Annotated in this window: 16 protein-coding genes and 1 tRNA gene; 10 read left to right on the forward strand and 7 right to left on the reverse strand. The window is 47.0% G+C overall.

Annotation, left to right across the window (positions count from 1 at the left end; genetic code table 11):
- Nucleotides 1-7: 7 nt before the first annotated feature.
- Nucleotides 8-904, reverse strand: a complete 897-nt coding sequence (gene xerD, locus FEN17_RS21480; RefSeq protein ID WP_138367441.1) for a site-specific tyrosine recombinase XerD — start codon at nt 902-904, stop codon at nt 8-10.
- A gap of 35 nt (nt 905-939) precedes the next feature.
- Between xerD and aroQ the strand changes: the two genes are divergently transcribed.
- Nucleotides 940-1,353, forward strand: a complete 414-nt coding sequence (aroQ, locus tag FEN17_RS21485) for a type II 3-dehydroquinate dehydratase (RefSeq protein WP_138367442.1) — start codon at nt 940-942, stop codon at nt 1,351-1,353.
- Nucleotides 1,354-1,359: 6 nt separating this feature from the next.
- Here the strand turns inward: aroQ and FEN17_RS21490 are convergent, their stop codons facing one another.
- Entirely contained in the window at nt 1,360-3,858 is a 2,499-nt protein-coding gene (locus FEN17_RS21490) for a M14 family zinc carboxypeptidase (RefSeq protein WP_310589776.1), read from the reverse strand.
- 244 nt (nt 3,859-4,102) lie between these two features.
- Between FEN17_RS21490 and FEN17_RS21495 the strand changes: the two genes are divergently transcribed.
- Nucleotides 4,103-4,174, forward strand: a tRNA-Glu gene (locus FEN17_RS21495).
- Nucleotides 4,175-4,429: 255 nt separating this feature from the next.
- Nucleotides 4,430-9,664: a T9SS type A sorting domain-containing protein gene (locus FEN17_RS21500; RefSeq protein WP_138367444.1), complete on the forward strand. Its 5,235-nt coding sequence runs from the start codon at nt 4,430-4,432 to the stop codon at nt 9,662-9,664.
- Between the two features lie 59 nt (nt 9,665-9,723).
- Here FEN17_RS21500 and FEN17_RS21505 read toward each other — a convergent pair whose 3' ends face one another.
- Nucleotides 9,724-9,990 (reverse strand): hypothetical protein, encoded by a 267-nt coding sequence (locus FEN17_RS21505; protein WP_229208935.1) that lies wholly within the window; start codon nt 9,988-9,990, stop codon nt 9,724-9,726.
- A gap of 92 nt (nt 9,991-10,082) precedes the next feature.
- Here FEN17_RS21505 and FEN17_RS21510 point away from each other — a divergent pair, with 92 nt between their 5' ends.
- The 3 genes from FEN17_RS21510 to FEN17_RS21520 all read left to right on the forward strand — a co-directional run bounded on the left by FEN17_RS21510 (nt 10,083) and on the right by FEN17_RS21520 (nt 11,087).
- Entirely contained in the window at nt 10,083-10,403 is a 321-nt protein-coding gene (locus FEN17_RS21510; protein ID WP_138367446.1) for a helix-turn-helix domain-containing protein, read from the forward strand.
- Between the two features lie 81 nt (nt 10,404-10,484).
- Nucleotides 10,485-10,670, forward strand: a complete 186-nt coding sequence (locus tag FEN17_RS21515) for a type II toxin-antitoxin system HicA family toxin (RefSeq protein ID WP_138367447.1) — start codon at nt 10,485-10,487, stop codon at nt 10,668-10,670.
- Nucleotides 10,671-10,679: 9 nt separating this feature from the next.
- Entirely contained in the window at nt 10,680-11,087 is a 408-nt protein-coding gene (locus FEN17_RS21520; RefSeq protein ID WP_138367448.1) for a helix-turn-helix domain-containing protein, read from the forward strand.
- A gap of 1 nt (nt 11,088) precedes the next feature.
- Here the strand turns inward: FEN17_RS21520 and FEN17_RS21525 are convergent, their stop codons facing one another.
- The 3 genes from FEN17_RS21525 to FEN17_RS21535 form a co-directional block, all read right to left on the reverse strand.
- Nucleotides 11,089-11,682 carry a hypothetical protein gene (locus FEN17_RS21525; RefSeq protein WP_138367449.1) on the reverse strand — a complete coding sequence of 198 codons (594 nt, stop codon included), beginning with the start codon at nt 11,680-11,682 and terminating at the stop codon, nt 11,089-11,091.
- Between the two features lie 29 nt (nt 11,683-11,711).
- Nucleotides 11,712-11,909 (reverse strand): hypothetical protein, encoded by a 198-nt coding sequence (locus tag FEN17_RS21530; RefSeq protein ID WP_138367450.1) that lies wholly within the window; start codon nt 11,907-11,909, stop codon nt 11,712-11,714.
- An 83-nt stretch (nt 11,910-11,992) separates the two neighbouring features.
- Nucleotides 11,993-13,096 carry an MBL fold metallo-hydrolase gene (locus tag FEN17_RS21535; protein WP_138367451.1) on the reverse strand — a complete coding sequence of 368 codons (1,104 nt, stop codon included), beginning with the start codon at nt 13,094-13,096 and terminating at the stop codon, nt 11,993-11,995.
- Between the two features lie 127 nt (nt 13,097-13,223).
- Here FEN17_RS21535 and FEN17_RS21540 point away from each other — a divergent pair, with 127 nt between their 5' ends.
- Genes FEN17_RS21540 through FEN17_RS21550 form a run of 3 tightly spaced genes read left to right on the forward strand, consistent with a single transcriptional unit; the run spans nt 13,224 to nt 18,912 of the window.
- On the forward strand, nt 13,224-15,101 hold the full coding sequence (locus tag FEN17_RS21540; RefSeq protein WP_138367452.1) for a CocE/NonD family hydrolase: 1,878 nt from the start codon (nt 13,224-13,226) through the stop codon (nt 15,099-15,101).
- A gap of 31 nt (nt 15,102-15,132) precedes the next feature.
- Nucleotides 15,133-15,900, forward strand: coding sequence for a ThuA domain-containing protein (locus FEN17_RS21545; RefSeq protein ID WP_138367453.1), 768 nt, complete (start codon nt 15,133-15,135; stop codon nt 15,898-15,900).
- Between the two features lie 3 nt (nt 15,901-15,903).
- Nucleotides 15,904-18,912: a glycosyl hydrolase family 28-related protein gene (locus FEN17_RS21550; protein ID WP_229208936.1), complete on the forward strand. Its 3,009-nt coding sequence runs from the start codon at nt 15,904-15,906 to the stop codon at nt 18,910-18,912.
- Between the two features lie 35 nt (nt 18,913-18,947).
- Here the strand turns inward: FEN17_RS21550 and FEN17_RS21555 are convergent, their stop codons facing one another.
- Nucleotides 18,948-20,339 carry a purple acid phosphatase family protein gene (locus FEN17_RS21555; protein WP_138367454.1) on the reverse strand — a complete coding sequence of 464 codons (1,392 nt, stop codon included), beginning with the start codon at nt 20,337-20,339 and terminating at the stop codon, nt 18,948-18,950.
- A gap of 121 nt (nt 20,340-20,460) precedes the next feature.
- On the opposite strand from FEN17_RS21555, the gene FEN17_RS21560 reads away from it, so the two are divergent.
- Entirely contained in the window at nt 20,461-22,659 is a 2,199-nt protein-coding gene (locus FEN17_RS21560; protein ID WP_138367455.1) for a B12-binding domain-containing radical SAM protein, read from the forward strand.
- Nucleotides 22,660-22,709 lie beyond the last annotated feature (50 nt).

A 22,709-nucleotide genomic window follows, 5' to 3' on the forward strand; every position in this document is an offset into this window, starting at 1 on the left:
GTCTTTTTTACCCTCTGGGATGAAATTCCGTGACCACCTGCCTTAAATAATCCCGATCGAGGTGGGTGTAGATTTCGGTGGTGGTGATGGATTCATGGCCCAGCATTTCCTGGACGGCACGGAGGCTGGCGCCACCTTCTATTAAATGTGTCGCGAAAGAATGCCGGAATGTGTGGGGGCTGACATTTTTGGAGATACCTGCCTTTTCTGCCAGATCTTTAATGATTAAGAATATCATAACCCGCGTTAGCTGGCCGCCTCGACGGTTCAGGAACACAATGTCTTCACTGTCTTTTTTCGGAGCGATTTCCGTCCGGACGTGGTCGAGATATAACCTTGTATATTTTATCGCTTCCTGGCCAATCGGCACCAGGCGTACTTTGTCCCCTTTTCCTAAAATCCGGATAAAACCGATGTCGAAGTAGCAATGTGTGATCAGCAGGCCGGTAAGTTCAGAAACGCGCAGGCCGGAGCTGTACAACACTTCGATGATCGCCCGGTTGCGGGTGCCCTCCGGTGTGGAGTGGTCGACCGCGGCGAGCATCGATTCGATTTCTTCGTAGGAAAGTACGTCCGGTAATTTGCGGGGCAAGCGGGGAGATTCGAGCAGCTCCGTCGGATCTTCGGTAATTTCATTTTCCAGTAAAAGATACTTGAAAAATGCCTTGATCCCCGACAACATTCTGGCCTGTGAATGTGCGGATAAGCCCAGCTCCGCCAGGTATCTGAGAAACGCGCTCAGGTGCTTCTCTTCAATTTTCGCGGGCGGTAAATCAATTTTTGCCAGGTCCACAAATTCTGCCAGCTTTTCAACATCCCGCACATACGCCTCTACCGAATTGCCCGATAACGAGCGTTCCAGGCGCAGGTAATTTTTGAAATGTTTGATGTAGCTTTGCCACATAGAGACGATACCAGCGAATTTTAAATGTTATTCAAATGAAGAAGATACTGATCCTCAACGGCCCGAATTTAAATCTTTTAGGCAAGCGCGAACCCGGCGTCTACGGCAATCAGTCATTTGAAGATTATTTCGAAACATTAAAAGGTAACTTTCCCGAAATAGAGCTGCATTATTTTCAGTCGAACCACGAGGGGGCGCTGATCGATAAAATCCATGAAGTTGGATTTACCTTCGATGGCATCATTATTAATGCTGGCGGGTTTAGTCATACTTCCGTCGCGCTGGCCGATGCCCTGTCTTCGGTGACGACACCAGCGGTGGAAGTGCACATTTCCAACATTCACGCCCGCGAAGCATTCCGTCACCACAGTTACATTACGTCGAGGTCAAAAGGAATGATCTGCGGATTAGGGCTGAGAGGTTATGAATTGGCAGTCAGGTACTTTTAATTTTATCTACCTAAAAACCGCATTGCTAAAAAGTATCTTCCCATTATAAAGCATCGCGCGGAAAACGGGGTCTTCCATGAGGTAGATCACCTGACCGCGTCCCATTTCCTGCACGCCGTGAACTAGGGTATTTTTTAGTTTTCCTGACATTTTGCTTCCGACAAAACCGGCTTTATAGCCAGTCTCCGTCAGGTATCCCACATTCCAGCCGTCTTTCAGATATTCCCTTTCATAAGCATCGCGTACGAGCGTAACATATTCGTCACCAAGCCCGAAGGATAGCGGATGCGTTTTGTCCATCGTTAGCTGGTACATACTTCCCGGCGAAGTGTCGCTGGCATCTTCACGTTCCTGGTCGCCGTATTTCTTGAAAAAGCCGGCATCTTTCTTTTTGTCGGATGATTTTTTGGAAAGGTCAAATCCGGATTTGTTCAGAAATGCATCCGTGGCACTTTCCATCGCGATGATCTTGCCACCATTTTTTACCCAGCCTTGCAGCATTTCGAGCTGTTTCTCGCCGAGAATGTCACCATATCTTCCGTCAGGGAGGATGAGCACATCCACTTCGCCCCAGGGCACTGAGGATAATTTCGATCCGTTTACAACCGTCAGTGGATATTTGATCTGCTGCTCGAAATAATGCCAGACCGCGCCGAATGCCGTCGCGGAAATACCTTCGCCGCTTACTACCACCACTTTCGGATTTTTCAATGCAGCAATGTGGTCGTCTCCAAAATCGGCACCGGAAGTAACCATACCTGATTTTACAGGCGTCAGTTTTACAAAATGTTTGGTAGCAATGCTGGTTACAAGCTTGTCAAAATCCGCGCGCTCATTTCCTTTTTTGGTGATAATCAATGTTCCCGCGTCGAATTTGGCATTATCTATTTCAAAAGGCACATTGGAAGATTTTACCAGCAAACCATTTTTCAACAGTTCCGCCAAAAATACCGCATCTTCTACCTCCGACCAGCGCGCCAGATAAGCGTAAGGAGCAAAATTCGGGACAGGGTTTTCAATTTTTTCAGGCTGGTAGGCCGCAGGTGCCAGTTTTTCTTTTAGACCATACGCTTTCAACCCAAAAACGTAGGAGAGGCCCCAGCTCGTCACATCATAGGTAACGGAATCTTCCAGCACAGGTTTTGGCTCAAAAAGTACCCGCAGCAAATTGGACTTAGGCTGGTAGGCGCTGATCAGCAAATCATTATTTTCGATTTTTACAGATTCATCCACAGAATTAAAAAGCTCCGTGCCTTTGGTATTGACCGCTTTTCCTGAAATTCCATAAGTAATTCCCTGCTTGGTCAGCCAGTCCGCAAACGACCGGATCCGCTCTTCGTGGCCTTTTGTTTTTACCACATAGGTTTTAAATGCGCCTGCCGGAGCTTTTGCAGCATTATCATGGTATTTGATAAATTCAGAAACGATTTTTTCTTTCTGGGAAAGTACCGCTTCCAATGTTGCCAGACTGGTAGCATAATGATGCGAAATGCGGCTTGCGAGCGTGAGGGTATCATGCTCTTCTTTCCGCTCGATGCCCAATCCGGCCCGGCCGCCGCCGCCTTGCTCATAAGTGACTCCCACTGCACCATTTAATGTTGGCCAGGTATCGCCATAGCTGGGGTAAAAGAGGTCGTAATTGTATTTGGTAAAATAGGCCCAGTTGTTTTTATCAAAATATTTGGCGCAATACTTTCCAATGAGGTCATTAAACTCACGCTGCCAGGCAGTTATATCTTTATGATAAGGCTTCGCAGCAGGCGGGAAATAGTAGCTCCTCGAAGGTCCCATTTCGTGAAAATCCGCATGAAAGTGTGGCATCCACTGATTATATAAAGCAATTCTTTCCTGCGTTTCTTTCTGCGTCTGCCATGCCCAGTCGCGGTTTAAGTCAAATAAATAATGATTGAACCTGCCGCCTGGCCAGGGCTCGTCGTGCTCCAAACCGAATGTGGTGACATCGGGCACTGCATTTTGCACACGGTTGTACCATTGTGAATAGCGGTCGTAACCATCCGGGTTAATGCACGGATCGATCATAATCACCATGTTTTTCAGGAAATCCTGGGTCAGCGCATTGTCCTTATTAAGTAGCTCATAAAGCACTTTCATGCTCGTGTTTGCCGAAACCGACTCATTTCCATGTACATTATAACTCAACCAGACGATCGGCGGCACGCTAGCGTCGGGTTTGCCCGCCAACATTCCAATACTTTTTAAATGATTTTCGCGGATGCCGGGCAGCTTGGCGATGTTTTCAGGAGACGAAATAAATGCGATCATCAGCGGCCGGCCTTCATTGGTGGACCCGTATTGCACGAGTTTCATCCGGTCCTGATTTTGTGTTTGCAGCAAATTAAAATATTGAACGATCTGACTATGAAAGGCAAATTTGCTTCCCAGGGGAAATCCAAGGTGCTGATCGGGGGTAGTATTTTGGGCTAAAACGGAATGGCAGGATAACAGAAAAAAGAGAAAGCGGATATTTTTAAGCATGAGCAACATATTAGTGGACGCCTGAACCCAAATTTAGAAAGTTGACAGAATTTAATGTTATCTGAATTGGGATAAAAAACTTTTTGAAATTAAAGTCGCTGAGAATGAATAGGTAAGAAAATATCTTCATTTTATTTCAATCTGATAGTTGCAATTTAGAAATCGACCGTGCATCTTTGCACCACGTTTTCGGAAAACGGAAGCGAAAAGTGAAAGAAAGTGTTGAAAAAACGCGCGAAGTAGGAGACCAGTCGGCCCATTCGTCTAGCGGTTAGGACACGACCCTTTCACGGTTGAAACAGGGGTTCGATTCCCCTATGGGTCACAAAACCGTGCGAAGTCAAGCACTTTCAATCATTTCAAAAACCGTCCTATCAGGGCGGTTTTTTTGTTACTCATACTTCCCTCATTTTCAGTCTAGTTAGGCAAACTTTTCTCCTATAATTTTTTCACAACAATAATATTATATTGTTGCTAGAAATATTTGTAGTAGTTTGTAGTATATTTGATTTGTATTATAGAATAAATTTAAAGTAACCACATTAAACAGATTATTAATGCTCACTAATTTTTACATTCTATGAATTTTTTGGGAAAATTAATTTTTGCACTGGGGATCGTCGGGCGACTCGCTGCGGCACCCTATGCGGACGTACGGGATGTGCCGGTAGGTAGTGACAGCGTCCATCTGGAAAGCATTGAGGGGACGAACCTGAATCATGCCTACACAATCGCAAATCCCTACAACGAGTCGGTTGACAAACCCTTTACAATTACTACCAAGACGGTTGAAGCCGCTCCGGCTCCGGCTGCCAGCAAAGTTTCCTGCGGTGGTCGTATATGGACAGACGGTGAGGTACTGGGACACACTGGTGATGGAAAATCGATGATCACCCGCATCCAGGACAACCGGGTGTATGCCAACTGGGGCGGAACTGTGACGGACAACATTTTCGTCCTTTTCTATTTGGTGGAAGGTACATTCCCAAATACACCGGAAAATGGCCGGCTGATCGACGCCTGCGTTAACCCGCTGGATCCAAGTACCAACACGGTGCAGTTATTAGGAAAGAATAGTAATGGTGAAATTACCTGTAACGGATATGTGATGTCGCCAGGCGACTGGCTCGGTACATATATAGCTGACTGGGGCGAAACCCGTCATTTTGTGCGAGTGGTAGATGGTTTGTTGCGTATCAGCATTCAGCAAGGCCCGAACGACAATAATACCACGAACCTCAATATGAGTTTGATGAACTTCGTCGTGGACGGTGCGAACGGAAGTTATCTGGCGCCAAAATGGAGAGGTGTTCTGACAAGAGATATGGTCAATGGCTGTTTCTGGCCACGTGTTCCCAAGCCAGCAACACCGATTGCAGATGTCAACTGCGCATCGGGTCCAACCGTGGGTACGATTTCGAATATTTCAACAACCGGTTTGCGTTTTTCTTACTCCGGAAGTGGCGTAAGTACGATTAAGTGGAAAATCCTTTCTGGCACGAATACAGTAGCGAGCGGTACAACCGGTAATTTAAGCAGCAATAATGTAGACCTGGGATTTGCATCACTGGCACCTGGCAGCTACAAACTGAGCATTGAAGGCGCAAATTGTATTTCAGGGCAAAGTGAAAAAACTTTTACGATCCCTGTACCTGATCCTACCGCCTGTATTTCAGGACCAAACCTGGAAACGGTTACGAACATTACGCCAACCGGCCTGCGTTTTATTTTCAATGGATTGGGTGTTAATACCATTAAATGGAAAATCCTTTCCGGCGCGAATACCGTCGCAAACGGTACCACGCCAAATCTGACCAGCTCGAATGTTGACATTACATACGGAACGCTTGCCGCTGGAAATTACAAATTGTCTATAGAAGGCGGATCCTGTATTTCTTCTGCCAGCGAATTAAGCTTTACGGTTGCAGGCAGCGGCCCTCAGAACTGCGCATCCGGCCCGACTTTGACCGGCGTAACCAATGTTTCTACAACAGGTTTGACATTCACCTACTCTGGAAACGGCGTCAGCACAGTTAAATGGAAAATCTTATCTGGCATCAACTCAGTCGCCAGCGGCACTACCGGAACATTGACCGGCAACACAGGTAACCTGACTTTTGCATCGCTGGCAGCTGGTAGCTACAAACTGGTGATCGAAGGTGGAAACTGTACTTCGGCATCGAGCGAGCAAACATTTACGGTGACAACGGGTATTCCTAGCTGTATTTCCGGCCCGAACCTGGAATCTGTAACCAATGTGTCGGCAACCGGCCTGAGCTTTACATTCAACGGGTTGGGAGTTAGTACCATTAAATGGAAAATCCTTTCTGGCACAAACAATGTTGCCAGCGGTACCACCGGAAACCTGACCAGCGCGAATGTTGATATCACTTACTCTTCTCTCGCTTCGGGAAATTATAAACTGGTGATCGAAGGCGGTTCTTGTACTTCTTCAACCAGCGAATTAAGCTTCACGGTACCTGTTGTCGGTCCTCAGCCTTGCGCATCCGGCCCGACTTTGCAGAATGTGACCAATGTTTCTCAAACCGGTTTAACATTCAGTTTTGCAGGAAGCGGCGTTTCTAAAATCAATTGGAAAATTCTTTCAGGAGTAACAACCTCTGCGAGCGGCACTACCGGCACATTAACCGGCACTTCTGCTAATTTGACCTTTGCATCATTAGCTCCCGGCAGCTACAAATTGTCAATCGAAGGCGGCAACTGTACTTCGTCGACCAGTGAATTGAGCTTTACAGTTCCAACAGCTGGTCCACAGCCATGTACCCAAGGCCCGATTTTGAACACCGTAAGCAATGTTTCGGCAACTGGTCTGAACTTTACATTCAACGGAATTGGCGTAAGCACAATTAAGTGGAAAATCCTTTCGGGTGCCAATACGGTAGCCAACGGTACCACGGGAACATTGAGCAGTTCTTCTGTTAATTTGACTTTCGCTTCACTTGCATCCGGAAGTTATAAGCTGGTGATCGAAGGCGGCGCCTGTACTTCTGCGACCAGCGAGTTGAGCTTCACGGTTCCAACATCTGGCCCGCAGCCTTGTGCATCCGGCCCGACTTTGCAGAATGTTTCGAATGTTACGCCAACCGGTTTGACATTCAGCTTTACAGGAAGCGGCGTTTCTACCATTAAATGGAAAATCCTTTCAGGTGTAACAACCTCTGCCAGCGGCACTACCGGAACATTATCCGGAACAACTGCAAACCTGACATTTGCTTCTCTTGCGGAAGGCAACTACAAACTGGTGATCGAAGGCGGAAACTGTACTTCTTCCACCAGCGAATTGAGCTTCACAGTTGTGACGGGTATTCCGAGCTGTATCGCCGGCCCGAATCTTGAATCGATATCCAATGTAACAGCAACCGGCCTGCAATTTGTTTTTAACGGATTGGGTGTTAATACGATCAAGTGGAAAATTCTTTCAGGAACAACCACGGTTGCTACCAACACTACTGCCAACCTGACCAGCTCGGTAGTGAATATTTCTTATTCGACGCTTGCAGCAGGAAATTATAAACTGGTGATCGAAGGTGGTTCATGTACATCCGCCACAAGTGAGTTGAGTTTCACGGTTGCAACAACTGGTCCGCAGCCTTGCGCATCCGGCCCGACATTGCAGAACGTAACAAATGTTTCTCAAACAGGTTTGACATTCAGTTTTGCAGGAAGCGGCGTGAGCAAGATTAAATGGAAAATCCTTTCAGGTGCTACAACTTCTGCCAGCGGAACAACCGGCACATTGACGGGTACTTCTGCTAATCTGACTTTTGCGTCACTTGCAGCAGGCAGCTACAAATTGGTGATTCAAGGCAGCAACTGTACTTCTTCTACCAGTGAATTGACTTTCACCGTTCCAACTACAGGTCCACAACCCTGCACGTCCGGCCCGACTTTGAAAACGGTAACCAATGTTACTGCGACAGGTCTGCGGTTTACATTTGACGCAGTTGGCGTAACGAACATTAAATGGAAAATCCTTTCAGGTTCCACCACAGTTGCCAATGCCACTACGCCAACCCTGACCAGCTCGACCGTTGACATTACTTACGCAACGCTTGCGCCTGGTAATTATAAACTGGTGATCGAAGGCGGTGCCTGTACTTCCGGTACTACCGAGTTAGCGTTTACCTTAACAAATGGTTTGCCTCAGCCTTGCGCTTCTGCTCCAATCGTGCAGAGTGTTACCAATGTTACCACAACAAGTTTAACATTTGGTTATAGCGGAAGCGGGGTTACTTCTTTGAAGTGGAAAATCCTGTCGGGTATCACTACCGTGGCGAGCGGCACGACCGGCACATTATCTGGTAATACCGGAAACCTGACTTTCGATGCGCTTATCGCCGGGGAATACAAATTGGTAATCGAAGGCGGAAATTGTACTTCGGCTTCAAGCGAACTAAGGTTTGCGGTTGTGACCGGAATTCCAAAATGTATCTCAGGTCCAACCCTGGAATCTGTGTCGAATGTAACGTCTACCGGCCTGCGGTTTGTATTTAACGGATTGGGTGTTAGCACGATCAAATGGAAAATCGTTTCAGGTACAACCACCGTTGCTACCAACACAACTGCCGAGCTGACCAGCTCGACCGTGAACATTTCTTATTCGACGCTTGCAGCAGGCAGCTACAAACTGGTGATTGAAGGCAGTTCCTGTACTTCTTCAACCAGCGAGTTGAGCTTCACCGTAGCAGGCAGTGGCATCCAGCCTTGCGCATCCGGCCCGACATTGCAAAATGTTTCCAATGTTTCTCAAACAGGTTTGACGTTCACATTTGCAGGCAGCGGTGTAAGTACTATTAAATGGAAAATCCTTTCCGGCGCCACAACTTCGGCCAGCGGCACCACGGGAACATTGACGGGTACATCCGCTAATCTGACATTCGCATCTCTCTCGCCAGGAAGCTACAAGCTTGTACTGGAAGGTGGAAACTGTACGTCGGCAACCAGCGAACTCAGCTTTACGGTACCTACGCCGGGAACATCTCCTTGTGCAAAAGGCCCGAACCTGGTAGCATTGACAGACCCAACTTCAACCAGCCTAAAATTCCAGTTTGACGGAATTAATGTATCGGCGATCGACTGGAAGATCATGAAAGGAAGCACAATGATGCGTTCAAACCGTGTGGAACCACGCAGCAATACGCCACAGATCAGTTACACAGCATTGGCAGACGGCGATTATACTTTGCAGATCCAGGGTGGTAACTGTACCTCAGCGGTATCTTCAGCCAATTTTAAGCTGGGAGGCTCGCTGCCGATCTATGTCTCTAATTTCAAAGCTCAGGCGAGGGAAGGTAGTGTAGAACTAGCCTGGGAAGTGGTATCGGAGCAGGATGGAAAAGAATTCGAAGTTCTGCGTTACGACGACAAGGTGAAAAATGCAGAGACGCTCGGCAAAGTTTCCCTGACTGACCAGCGTGTTGGCTGGTACAGCTTCACCGACGAGAAACCATTGCTGGGAATCAATTACTATCAGCTGAAACAAATTGATGTTGACGGAAGATTCGAGAAGAGCAAGGTGATTTCTGTAAATCCGGGCATCATTACCCACAGAGTTGCAGCACCAAACCCGGCTCAGGATTATGTTGATATCCAGTTCCACTCCCGCACAGCCGGTTTGTCAAATGTCAGCATTTACAACATTGCCGGCCTGAGAGTGAGTAGCTCGGAAATCCAGATCCACGAAGGTGCCAACTCGCACCGTCTGGATGTGAAGAGATTTGACATTGGCAGCTACATTATCAAAATCCAGCACGGCGGAGAGGTTTCGAAACTGCGGTTTATGAAAGTGAATTAAGATTCTTACTACTCTTCAAATGCAAGCTAAAAAGCCGCCCTCAAAAGGGGCGGCTTTTTTTATAGATCGCGTCCCTCAATTCCTGCCACTTTCTCCAAAGCCAGCGTCACACACTCGATCCGGTCCACATGCCCACGCTTGTTATCCGAATAAGCCTGCGCCACTGAGCGCATATAGGCCTCGCCCTCGCGGGTATTAAAAAACGGATCAAACCGCGCCAGCTCACTCCGCCATCCCGGGCCCACAATCTCCCGCGCTTTCCCAAACCGATCGAGCAACCGCTGCTTTATAGGCACGCGCCGCCGCACTACCAAACTTGTTTCCATGTGCATAATGTGTAATTTGCGTTTACCAGTTTTTGTTGAGTAAAGATAATTCAGAATTTCTGAAATAATACAAAAATATTGAAATTAATTTAATGGCTGATAAATTTGCTGTGAATGATGCGTTCATTCGTATCTATAACTCATTAGTCGAAAGTAAGGCGATTAAAAGCAAAGGTGCACTTGCTGAAATGATGGGAATTAAACCTTCTACATTGTCAGAAATTGTCGCTAAAAGGCAGGGAATAACAGTCGAGTTTATCCAAACATTCTGCCAGGTTTTTCCAAATGTTACGCCAAATGATTTTTTTGATTTGAAAACAGCTGATCGGAGTGACGCAATTATTGAGCTACAAGCAGAAGTGATAAGGCTGCAGGGTGAATTGCTTGCGATGAAGAGGAATGAAAATATTTGAGTAATTGTGAAAGCTTAAGAACAATTTGACAAAAGGTCGCAAATTTGCGACCTTTATTTTTTTACTCGCACACTATATTTTATGAATGCTAAACAGTTGATCAGACTGCTTGAAGAAAATGGTTGGGAAGAAGTGAGAAGTAGGGGAAGTCATAAGATTTTCAAGCACCCGGGCAGAGCCGAAACCATTCCGGTAGCATTTCACGGAAGTAAGGATATTCCGGTTAGAACGCTCAACAAGATTTTAAAGATGTCTGGTCTTAAATAATTTACTATTATGAAATTGACTGTCATAGTTGAAAAGAGCGGTGACGAACTCTGGGGACGCATTGAGAATGTGCCCGACTATCTCCCGGTCACTGCCGGAAAGGATTTGGAAGAAATCGAAAGTCATTTAAAAGAATTGTTAGATGACTACATTCATCATGAAGGAAGTGCTTTTGATGATTGGAAGAATCTGGAAGTTAACAAGTTGGCCTTCGATTATGTCTACGATTTAAGCGCCTTTTTCGAAGTTTTCGACGATGTTAAAGTCGGTGCAATCGCCAAACGTGCTGGCATGAATCCGTCTCTGGTAAGGCACTACGTAGCCGGGACCAAATTTCCCTCCGAGCAGCAAGCTAAAAGACTGGAAGATGCGATCCATGAGCTAGGGAAGAAGCTGCGGGAGGTGGTTTTGGCCTGAATCAATAATAAGTTTCCGGATCAAACAACTCCGTCAACAATTCCGGATTCCGTACGCAGAGGTGAATGTGATCATGCTCGCGGAAAGCGCTGCCAGGGTAGACGGGGAAACCTTCCTGGAATGGCGCGCGGACGGTATCATAGACAGTATTTGATTCAAAAACATGCGCGAGAGAGATTGCATTTTCAATGACTATCTTATCCAGATACCTAAGGATCATATCAGCTGGATTGCCTTTGCCTTTTGAATGGGATTTGTTGACAGGCGTCGCCACATTCATTTTCTGCCACTCCTTCAATAGATAGTTGTAAGACAACCTGAGCAGGTCTTTGGCGAAAGAATTGGAAAGGTCAAAGCATTGTCCGAGCGTAATTTTCGCCCCAATCACTGCGGCATCGTCGCCATGGATCTCAGTTGCCCATTGCTGCGCTCTCAGGAAATCATTTTCCCAAAAGTAGACACCCGCGCCGAGCCAGTCATATTTATTAACGCTATGCTCGAATTTTACAGCGCCGCTCAAAATTTGCTTTTTAACTTCTTTATTACAGCCATGAAAGCCGTAGACAGTGACGTCGCAGTAGTGGAAAGGATGCATGTACTAGTGTGTGTAAAATTCAAAGAAAGTCAAAGTATCGACTCAGGCTTTTTAAAGTTGTCTGGAATACCACCGCGATACTGTTCAGCTATTTCGCCATTTTCGTCCAGATAGCCGATCTCTTGCAAATGTTTTTTGGCCACGGCAGCTGGATCAGGCGAATTCTCCATATCTCTTACGCGCTGATCAACATAAGCCCTCACTTTATCAACTAATTCCTGAGTCATAATTTCTAGTGTTTGTCGGAATAAACCGGTGTATAGAAAGCCAAATGTCTGGGAAATTATTTAAACAAACAATCCGACCCAAATCACTCCGGCCGCAGCGCCTTTTCATTCCACCACTCTGCCCAAACCCGGTCACTATTCAAATCCACTTTTTGGCCGATGAGTGGCGTAACCAGCGGCATTCCTTGTTTTTTCGCTTCGATTTCGGCGCGTTGGATGGGTTCGTTCCAATCGTGGAGGGCGAGGGAGAATTTGGCCCAGTGGACAGGCATAAGTTTGCTGGCTTTTAGGTCTTTGGCAGCGGTGACGGTTTCTTCGGGCATCATGTGGATGTACTTCCAGGCTTCGTTGTACTGTCCGCATTCCAGCAAAGCCAGGTCAAAAGGACCGAATTTTTCGCCGATCTTTTTGAAATGCTGATCATAACCCGAATCGCCGCCGACAAAGATTTTCTTGCTCGGAGTTTGCAAGACAAAGGAAACCCAAAGCGCCTTGTTGCGGCTTAATCCACGGCCCGAAAAATGTCTTCCTGGTGTAACATTAACCTTAAATCCGCTCCCCAGATCCACCGCTTCATTCCAATCCTTTTCTTCCAAAACCGAAACATCGTAACCCCAACGTTCGAAATGCTCGCCGGTACCCAGGCCGGTGATCACTTTCCCGACTTTTGATTTCAGTTTAATGATCGTTTCATAATCCAAATGATCATAATGATCGTGGGAAATCAATAGATAATCGATCTTGGGAAATTCTTCGACTTTATAAATGTCTGTGCCTTTGAAACTTGGCGTCGTAAAGCTAAGCGGCGAGGCGCTGCCGCTGAAAACCGGGTCCACCAGAAAAGTCTTGCCATCAATTTGCATGAAGTAAGAAGAGTGGCCGAACCACACCAGCACGTCTTCGTCTGGATTTAAGTGCAGCAAATCCGTTTTCTGCGACGGTATCAGCGCGCTGGGAATGTTGTATTTGCTTTTGCCAAAGAAAAACTTGGTGATAACCTTCAAATAACTGGACCCTTCGGTCAAATCGGGCGTGTTACTTTCATTCTGAAACTGCCCGTCGCGGTAGTTGGGCGACTGTTTTATCCGTTCCAGGCGGGCGCCGGAAGGTTGTTTTCCAAATTGTGGCTGCTGCATAAATACAATGACGGCAACGACGAGCACTGCCAGAATTATGAGGAATATCATGAAGATTTTTTTAAGAAGTTTCATCGGGTTGCGAAAGAGCAATTTGCACGGAAGGTAAAAAGTTTTACGCACGCCAACCAGTTTCTTCCGTATTTTTGGTCACCATACTTGATCTTATTTACCGGTTATGAAAATACGTTTTCTACTTTCTTGCCTGCTCATTTTCACCGCGCTTATTTCGTATTCCCAGAATGTAACTCCGGCCGACACCGGTTTTGTTCGGAGCAACTACAAAAAGACGGAAGTTTACATTACCATGCGCGACGGTGTGAAGCTTTTTACGGCCATCTATTCACCCAAAGATTCCTCCCAAACCTACCCGATTTTAATGCAGCGCACGCCGTATTCTGTGCGGCCGTATGGTGCCAACAGTTACCGGCGAAGCCTGGGGCCAAATCAGTACCTGATGCGAGAAAAGTACATTTTTGTATACCAGGACGCCCGCGGCAGATATAAAAGTGAGGGTAACTTTCGCGAAATGACACCGGCAATTGACAATAAGAAAACCAAAAAAGACGTCGATGAGTCCAGCGATACATTTGATACCATCGAGTGGCTCTTGAAAAACACCAAAAACAATGGTAAGGTAGGCCAAACCGGCATTTCGTTTCCGGGCTATTATTCTTCTGCTGCACTGCCAGACGCCCATCCCGCGCTGGTGGCAGTTTCGCCGCAAGCGCCTATGTCTGATGAGTTTATTGGCGACGATTGCTACCACAATGGTGCGTTTTTCCTGATGGATAACTTCGGTTTTTACAGCGGTTTCGATGGGCCGAAAAGTGCAGACGGACAGAATTATAAAAGTCACTTCAATGCAGAATTCAGCGATGCCTATCAATATTTTCTCGATTTCGGCCCGCTGAAAAGAGCCAATGCTGCTCCCTACTTTGCGGATGCCAATAGCATCTGGCGGCAAACTACTGCGCATCCGGTTTATGACGAATTCTGGCAATCGAGGAACATAAAAAACCATTTGAAAAACATTAAACCGGCGGTTTTGATCGTCGGCGGGTGGTTTGATGCGGAGGATTTGTATGGTGCTTTGAAAACCTATGCGGCCATTGAAAAACAGTCGCCAGGGAATAATAACCGGCTTGTGATGGGGCCGTGGACGCATGGCGGCTGGGCGGCGCCGAGTTGGAAATCTTTTGCGCAATATCAGTTTGTGGACAATGTGAATAGGTACTTCCAGGAGGAGATCGAGACGAAATTTTTTAATTTTTATTTAAAAGGAAAAGGCAGCTTTGAACAGCCGGAAGTGACTGTTTTTGAGACCGGTACAAATCAGTGGAAGAACTACGACGTATGGCCTCCGAAGAACAGCCAGCCTACTGCATACTATCTTGGTGAAAAAGGGAAATTGACGACCGCCAAACCTACTGCCGCCAAAAGTGCGACGGCGTATGAAAGTGATCCCGCAAAGCCGGTACCTTATACCAATGTAATCAGTGGCCACCGGAATAACGAGTATATGGCAGAAGATCAGCGGTTTGCATCGCGGCGGCCAGATGTTCTGAGTTTTCAATCCGATTCTTTGACAGAAGATTTAACATTAACCGGTGAAATTGTGGCGAACCTGATGGTTTCCATGACCGGCTCGGATGCGGATTTTATTGTGAAAGTAATCGATGTTTGGCCGGCGAATACAACCGTGCTGGGAGCGAAAGAGGGTGACAGACCAGTACAAATGGCTGGTTATCAGCAAATGGTGCGGGCCGAAGTGCTGCGTGGGAAGTTCCGGAACAACTTTTCAAAGCCTGAACCTTTTACCAAAGACAAAGTCGAAAAAGTGACTTTGAAACTCAACGAAATTGCCCATACATTCAAAAAAGGGCATAAAGTGATGGTGCAGGTGCAGAGCAGCTGGTTCCCGCTGGTGGACCGGAATCCGCAGAAGTTTGTTAATATCTTTGAAGCGAGTGAGGCCGATTTCCAAAAAGCGAAAATTACGATTCACCACGATTCGGCAAATAGTAGTAACATAATGTTGCCGGTGCTGAAATAGCGCCGGATTTATCCTAACCCTTTTTATTTTAATGAAAAACCTGTTTGGGAAGTTTTCCCTTTACCTGCTTGTTGCGGTATTTTCGGCCGCGGTATCTCCAACTTTTGCGCAAAAATTTCGTGTACTCGCGATGGCTGAGCCGGGCGGTCACCACATTGCCTACTCCAAAGTAGCGCGCGTCTGGCTGGATTCTCTTGCTGCAAAAAATGATTTTGCGATCGATTATATCGAAAACACTGATCCGATCAATGATGCTTATTTATCTAATTATCAGCTGATTATCCAGCTGGATTATGTTCCCTACGCCTGGAAGCCCGAGGCCGTTTCGGCATTTGAGAAATACATCAAGGAAGGCAAAGGCGGCTGGATCGGATTTCACCACGCAACATTGCTGGGCGAGTTTGATGGTTATAAAATCTGGCCCTGGTTTTCGGATTTCATGGGCGGCATCCGCTACAAAAACTACATTGCCGACTTCGCCGCTGCGACCGTGAAAGTGGAGAACAAAAAGCATCCGGTAATGAAAGGTATCCCCGCATCTTTTCCGGTGAAAAAAGAGGAATGGTACATTTACGACAAAAGTCCGCGACCGAATGTGGAGGTACTTGCCAGCGTCGATGAATCGACTTACTCGCCTGACTCGAAGATCAAAATGGGCGATCACCCGGTGATCTGGTCGAACCCGAAGGTGAAGGCGAGAAATGTCTATATTTTCATGGGACATTCGCCGGTTTTGTTTGAAAGCGCTGATTATAAGCGGCTTTTTACGAACGCGATTTTCTGGGCTGCAAAAAAGTAACGCATGAGGATTTTACAAACAATACTTGTGCTGTTTCTGGTGATTGCGTCTCATTATGAGGGTTTTGCTCAAAAGAAAAAAATGACGAAAGTGCCTTCAAGCAAATCGTTCTATCAAACAAAGCTCGAAGATGAAGACGCGACTTACTTCACTTCAGAAAATTTCAAGATCACAAACGACGGCAAGACCGACGTCTCCGACGAGTTCCAGCGGGCGATCAATGAGGTGAAAACCAACTTCAACTTCGGCATCGTTTTCATTCCCGAGGGTAGTTACAAAATCTCTAAAACTATCTACATTCCGACGGCCGTGCGGGTGATCGGATATGGTAAAAACCGCCCGGTTTTTGTCCTGGCAGACAATGCGCCAGGTTTTCAGCAAGCCTATCCTGATGATAAAGGCCAGGCAAAATACATGTTTTGGTTCACATCGTCGATCCCGAAAGAAGGCCAGCCGATCCCCGACGCCGGCGCGAGCACATTTTACAGCGCCATGTCGAATGTGGATATCCGTATCGGCTTAGGAAATCCCTCGGCGGTAGCATTGCGGACGCATTTTGCACAGCACAGTTTCACTTCGCATATCGACATTCATATTGGCAGCGGCAAGGCGGGGATGTTTGATGTGGGAAATGAAATGGAGGACGTGCGATTTTTTGGCGGCGATTATGGGATTTATACTTTCAAGCCCTCGCCTGGCTGGCAGTTTACGATGGTTGATACGTATTTCGAAGGTCAGCGGAAAGCGGCCATAAAGTCCCAGGAAGCGGGGCTGACGATCATCCGGATGTCGGTAAAAAATGTCCCTACTGTGCTGGAAACCAACCCCGATCATTATGAAAAGCTTTTCATGGAAGATTGCCGGCTGGAAAAAATCACGGGGCCGGCATTTGTGATCAGTAACCCGGATAATGCTTACACGCAGGTTTCGCTGAGAAATGTTTTTTGCAACGATGTTCCGGTTTTGGTCAATTTCCGGGGAAGTGATAAGAAGATCGCGTCGCCTGCAAAGATGTTCTGGGTGCGATCGCTGGATCATGGATTGAAAGTCGGCAACCCACTGACGGACAGTGTAAAAACAAAACATTCAACCGAGCACAAAATTGAAGTGTCGGAAATAATACCACCTCAGCTTCAAAAAGATATCCCGGATTTCCCGGCAGCCGAATCCTGGAAAAACCTGAAAAAACTGGGCGCAAAAGGCGATGGCGTCACCGACGATACAAAGGCAATTCAGGACGCGATCAACCAATATGAAACGATTTATGTGCCGCAAGGCTGGTATAAGGTTTCGGAAACGATTAAAATGAAGCCTAAAACGCGGCTGATTGGCTTGAATCCTGTTTCTACACAAATCATCATCCAGGATAATACGGAAGCATTCGGCAGTTTTGGCCCGCCTAAGCCGGTTTTGGAATCTTCGGAAGGCGGTGAAAATGTGCTGACAGGTATTGGTATTTCAACGGCTGCCAGTAACAATCGGGCGGTAGGCTTGAAGTGGATGGCGGGTGCAAAATCCTATGTGAATGATGTAAAATTCCTTGGCGGGCACGGTAACATTGCGCGGAAGCGGCAAGGCCAGGAAACATTGGCCAATGCTGAACATGTTGGAAATGAATCACTTTGGGATTCGCAATATTGGAGTTTGTGGGTGACTAATGGCGGTGGCGGTACATTTAAGAACATTTGGTCGGCCAATACTTTTGCGACTTCGGGCGCCTATATTTCCAATACTTCCACGCCGGGCCGGATTTATGAAATGTCGATCGAGCATCATGTCCGCAACGAAATCCGGTTCAAGCATGTAGCAAACTGGAAAGTGTATGCTTTGCAGCTGGAAGAGGAAAGTAAGGAAAGCGCTAATTGTCAGCCGGTTGAACTCGAAAATTGCCGCGATATGACTTTCGCCAACTTGTATATGTTCCGTGTGATCCGGGTGAAAACACCTTATCCGCAGTCCATCCGCTCGTGGGGAAATAACATCATTGAATTTTTGAATGTACATAACTATGCGCAGACAAAATACCCTTCTACGGTCCTGATTTATGACATTCAACAGAATTTTGAGATCCGTCCCTGGGAATTTCAGCGGCTTGTGCTCAATATGGAAAAGTATTGGCGGATGATGCCGCCGCTCTCGGCTATGACACACTGGTTCGGCGGCTTCGATTTTGCGGATGGTATCTGCCGGGATAGCAAGGGAAATGTATATTTCAGCGAGTCGGGCATGAAAAGAATTTACAAAGTGGATGGTAACTCCATGCGGATCAGCCTGGTAGCCGATTTTCCGTGGGAGCCGCTTTCGCTGGCTTGTGATACGAAGGATAATTTGCTGGTCGTTTTCAAATATGTGCCGCGGGCTGGTTATCTGAAAAATGGACAGCCGGAAACATTTCCAAACCCGCCGGATGCGGCTGGTACCTCTTTCAGTGGCTGGGGAAATAACGGTTTTGGAACTTTGGTTTACGCTATGAACCCCGACCAGCCAGAAGAAACCATGCATTTGCTGGAAAAAATGCCGGTTGAAAAATTAGCGAACATTCAAAAAACATTAAATCCTTCCAACCGGAGACGTGATTCGGGCGATTTTACAAAAGTTAGTACCAACAATTTCACGGAATGCTGGGTAGCGCCCGACGGCGTGACGGTTGTACCGGTGGTTTATGATCTGGCGCGCTCGAATGCGTTGGTGGAAGGTTTTCCGGGAAAAGTCATGTACGCGACGGATGAATATTTGAAGCGGACTTACCGGTTTAATGTTGGTTCAAAAGGACATTTGATTGATCCTCAGATTTTTGCAGAGAAAGGAGAATTTAGTTCTGCCGTAGATAGCCAGGGAAATGTGTATATCGCCGACGGGCAGATTTATGTGTATGACAAAACCGGAAAAGAGATCAATGTCATCGAGGTTCCCGAGCGGCCGACGACGATCGTAATTGGCGGAAAGGAAAATAATATGCTTTATGTGACGACGCGAAATGGTTTTTACGCAAAAAAACTTTCCGGGTTATAAATCCGGAAAGTTTGAATGTTAAGATCGAGACTGGCTTATTTGATTCCTTTTCGTTTTTTGTACTCTTGGTACCGCTCATTATATTCCTTTAATTCAGCCTCTTTAAAGCTTTTTTCATAACGTTCCGGCAGTTTCAGGCGCTCCTGCATTTCCAGTTTATCCGAAAGTTCCACCAGCGTATTGCCGCCTTTTTTATCTTTTTCCAGATCAAATGCATCGTACAAATCACCATTGACGGTGAATGCTTTGAAGAATAATTTGTCCTGATCGATCGTGATCGCCTGGTAAAGCTGCGTATTCGAAGCGGCCCGGTCCATCCAGTTTTGTAAACCAATATCATACATTTTCGGCCCGCTCACGGATACAACATATATCGGCCCATCCGGTTTTTTGCGGCTTTGACCAACCGGCATGTTGATGCCGCGGCCGTAAGTATGGTCGTGGCCTTGCAACACAATGTCAACCTTGTGCTTTTTATAAAGCGGCTCCATTTTCTCCCGCCACTCATCATTGTCGCGGCCTTGTTTCGTGGAATAAATAGGGTGGTGGTGCACTACCACGAGCCAGCGGCCGGGATTATTGGACGCTACTTTTTCAAACCATTCGGCTTGCATGCTCCGGGTGCCCCGGTTTGAAGTGGCTTCTTCTGAATTCAGAAAAATGAATCTTGATCCTTGGTAATCAATGTAGTAGGTGGTTTCCAGTAAATCTTCCGGGCCATTTTCGGGCAATGCAAATTGCGGGCGCCAATGTTTGGAAACATGCTCTTTCAAGCCGTCACGATAGTATTCGTGATTACCGGGCGTCGGCAGGTTAGGGATCATTCCATTCACCCAGCCACCCGCTTCAAACCATTCGCCCCACTCGTAATCGGTGTTTGAGCGGTTGATCAAATCGCCCGCATGGATGAAAAAATTCGCTTTCGGCAATGCTGAATAGGCGCCGCGGATCGTGCGCGACCAGAGTGAGCGAATATCATTTTGCGCATCCCCGAAATAGAGAAAAGAAATCGGCGCCGACTTGTCGGATGCCGTTTTGAAATGAAACCATTCACTCCACTGCGTCCCGTTGCCGACGCGGTAAACATATTGCGTCGCCGGTTTGAGGTCTGTAAAATTCACTTCATGGTAAACGACATTGCGGCCTTCCAGCAAAATAGGCTGGCTTTTAGCATTGATTATCTTGGCATTCGGCACAAAATCAGGCGAGGGGTCGGCTTCATGAATTGCAGCGACAGCGGATTTCACAGTCGAATCTGTACGCCAGTTGACGGCCTGCGTAGTAGCAGGATCTCCTTTATAACCCAAAATAACCCGATCAGGAAATGCCGAGGCGGGGTAACTTTTATTTGATTGAGCGAAAGAAATGGAAGAAATAAAAATGGCGGCTATCGCAAAGCCGAAATATCGCCGGAAAAGTGAGTACATCGTAATCTTGTGAAATTTGGAACAATGATAATACCTCTTTCCCCAAGAATCCGGCTATTGGTTATTTAGTTTGTGTTAATAATTGGGTGGGTTTACCTTTACATATAGAACCAATGCTCCCGTGCTGAAGAAATCGCTCCTAATTACCCCGCCGTTTACGCAACTGAATACGCCTTATCCTGCGACAGCTTACCTGAAAGGGTTTCTGAATACGCTGGGGAGGGAGTCTTATCAAGCGGATCTGGGGATTGAGGTGATTTTGGAATTGTTCTGTGCGACGGGATTGCGGCGGCTTTTTGCCGAATTAGAAGCGTCGGATATTGAGCTGACAGAGAACAGTTTCCGGATTTATTCTTTGCGGGACGATTATGTTTCTACTATTGATCCGGTGATCCGGTTTTTGAAAAACAGGAACCCGACATTAGCTCACAGCATTTGCGACCGGAATTATTTGCCGGAAGCCAGCCGGTTTGCGCAGCTCGAAGATATGGATTGGGCATTCGGCACGATGGGGATCCATGATAAGGCGCGTCACCTGGCGACGCTCTATCTGGAAGATCTGGGCGATCTGATCCAGGAAGCGATTGACCCGCATTTTGGTTTCAGTCGGTATGCAGAGCGGCTGGGCAGGTCTGCTACCAGTTTTGATGAAATGGAGGAGGCGCTGGAAATGCCGGATACGCTGCTGACGCAGATATTGACCCATGTTTTGGAACGAAAGATCCGCATTTCACAACCTGATTTAGTTTGTATTTCAGTACCATTTCCGGGAAATTTATACGGTGGTTTTAAGTGCGGGCAGTACATTAAGCGACATTATCCGCATATCAAAATCGTCATGGGAGGCGGTTTTGCCAATACAGAACTTCGCTCCCTGCGCGAGCCGCGGGTTTTCAATTACATTGATTTTGTGTGTCTGGACGACGGTGAGGCTCCCCTAATGTCCCTGTTGGAACATTTGGATGGAGAGCGTGCGCTGGCCCAGATGAAGCGGGTGTATTCACTCGTCGATGGCCAGGTTGTTTACCACAATGGTGCGAAGGAGAAAGATGTGCCTCAGCGGGATACCGGCACGCCGGATTACAGCGATTTGCCCCTGCATGATTATTTGTCGGTAATAGAAATCGTAAATCCCATGCACCGGCTTTGGAGCGACGGGCGGTGGAATAAACTAACATTGGCCCACGGTTGCTACTGGGGAAAGTGCTCATTCTGTGACATTTCACTTGATTATATCCGTCGCTACGAGCCGATGACGGCGGCATTGTTGTGCGACCGGATTGAAGAAATCATCCAGCAGACGCAGCAAAACGGGTTTCATTTTGTAGATGAAGCTGCGCCGCCAGCATTGTTGAGAGATTTGGCGCTGGAAATTATCCGGCGGAAGTTGACAGTTGTGTGGTGGACGAACATTCGTTTCGAAAAAAACTTCACACACGATCTCTGCCTGCTTCTCAAAGCCTCGGGCTGCATTGCGATTTCAGGTGGACTCGAAGTAGCCTCAGATCGACTGCTTGAGAAAATGAAAAAGGGTGTCACGGTTGCTCAGGTTGCGCGGGTAGCGGATGGTTTTACACAGGCCGGCATTATGGTACACGCGTATCTGATGTACGGGTTCCCAACGCAGACCGCGCAGGAAACGATCGATTCGCTGGAAATGGTGCGGCAATTGTTTCAGGCGGGGATTGTGCAATCGGGTTTCTGGCACCGGTTCGCGATGACAGCGCATAGTCCGGTTGGGTTGTATCCGGAAGAATTTGATGTGATGCGGCTCGGGCCCGACACCGGTACATTTGCCAATAATGATCTGGAACACAACGACCCGCTCGGTGCCGATCACGACCGTTTTGCCGAAGGTTTGAGAAAGTCTTTATTTAATTATATGCACGGCGTCTGCCTGGATTTTCCACATTCGCGCTGGTTTGATTTCAAAGTGCCTGCGACTTCAATTTCACCGAATTACATTGAAAAAAACATCAGCGAGCTGCCTGATCTGAATAACAGACCTAATGCAATTATCGTCTGGCTGGGCAGTCTGCCGGAAATGTCCGTCTTTGAAGAAAAAAGAGGAAAGCGGACGGTTGAGATAGCCGAGCTGGTTTTCTTCAATAAAAAGAAAGAGTGGGCAATTGAAACAGATATCGCAACCGGCGAGTGGCTTTTGGAGGTTTTTCCAAAGTTATTAATCCAAAATGCGGAGCCTTATGCCTTTGAGCAATTTAAAAATGACTTCGAAGCTGCCGGCCTGGGAAGTTTCGAAGCTTTCAGCAAGACTCCTGCCTGGAAAAATTTAAAAGAAAACAGCCTGTTAATCCTCTGATTTCCTCTTTATCCGTCGGCTGAAGCCGGCGGCAAATGAGGGGCTGGTTT

It is taken from the genome of Dyadobacter luticola (assembly GCF_005860805.1).
Classification (GTDB): domain Bacteria; phylum Bacteroidota; class Bacteroidia; order Cytophagales; family Spirosomataceae; genus Dyadobacter; species Dyadobacter luticola.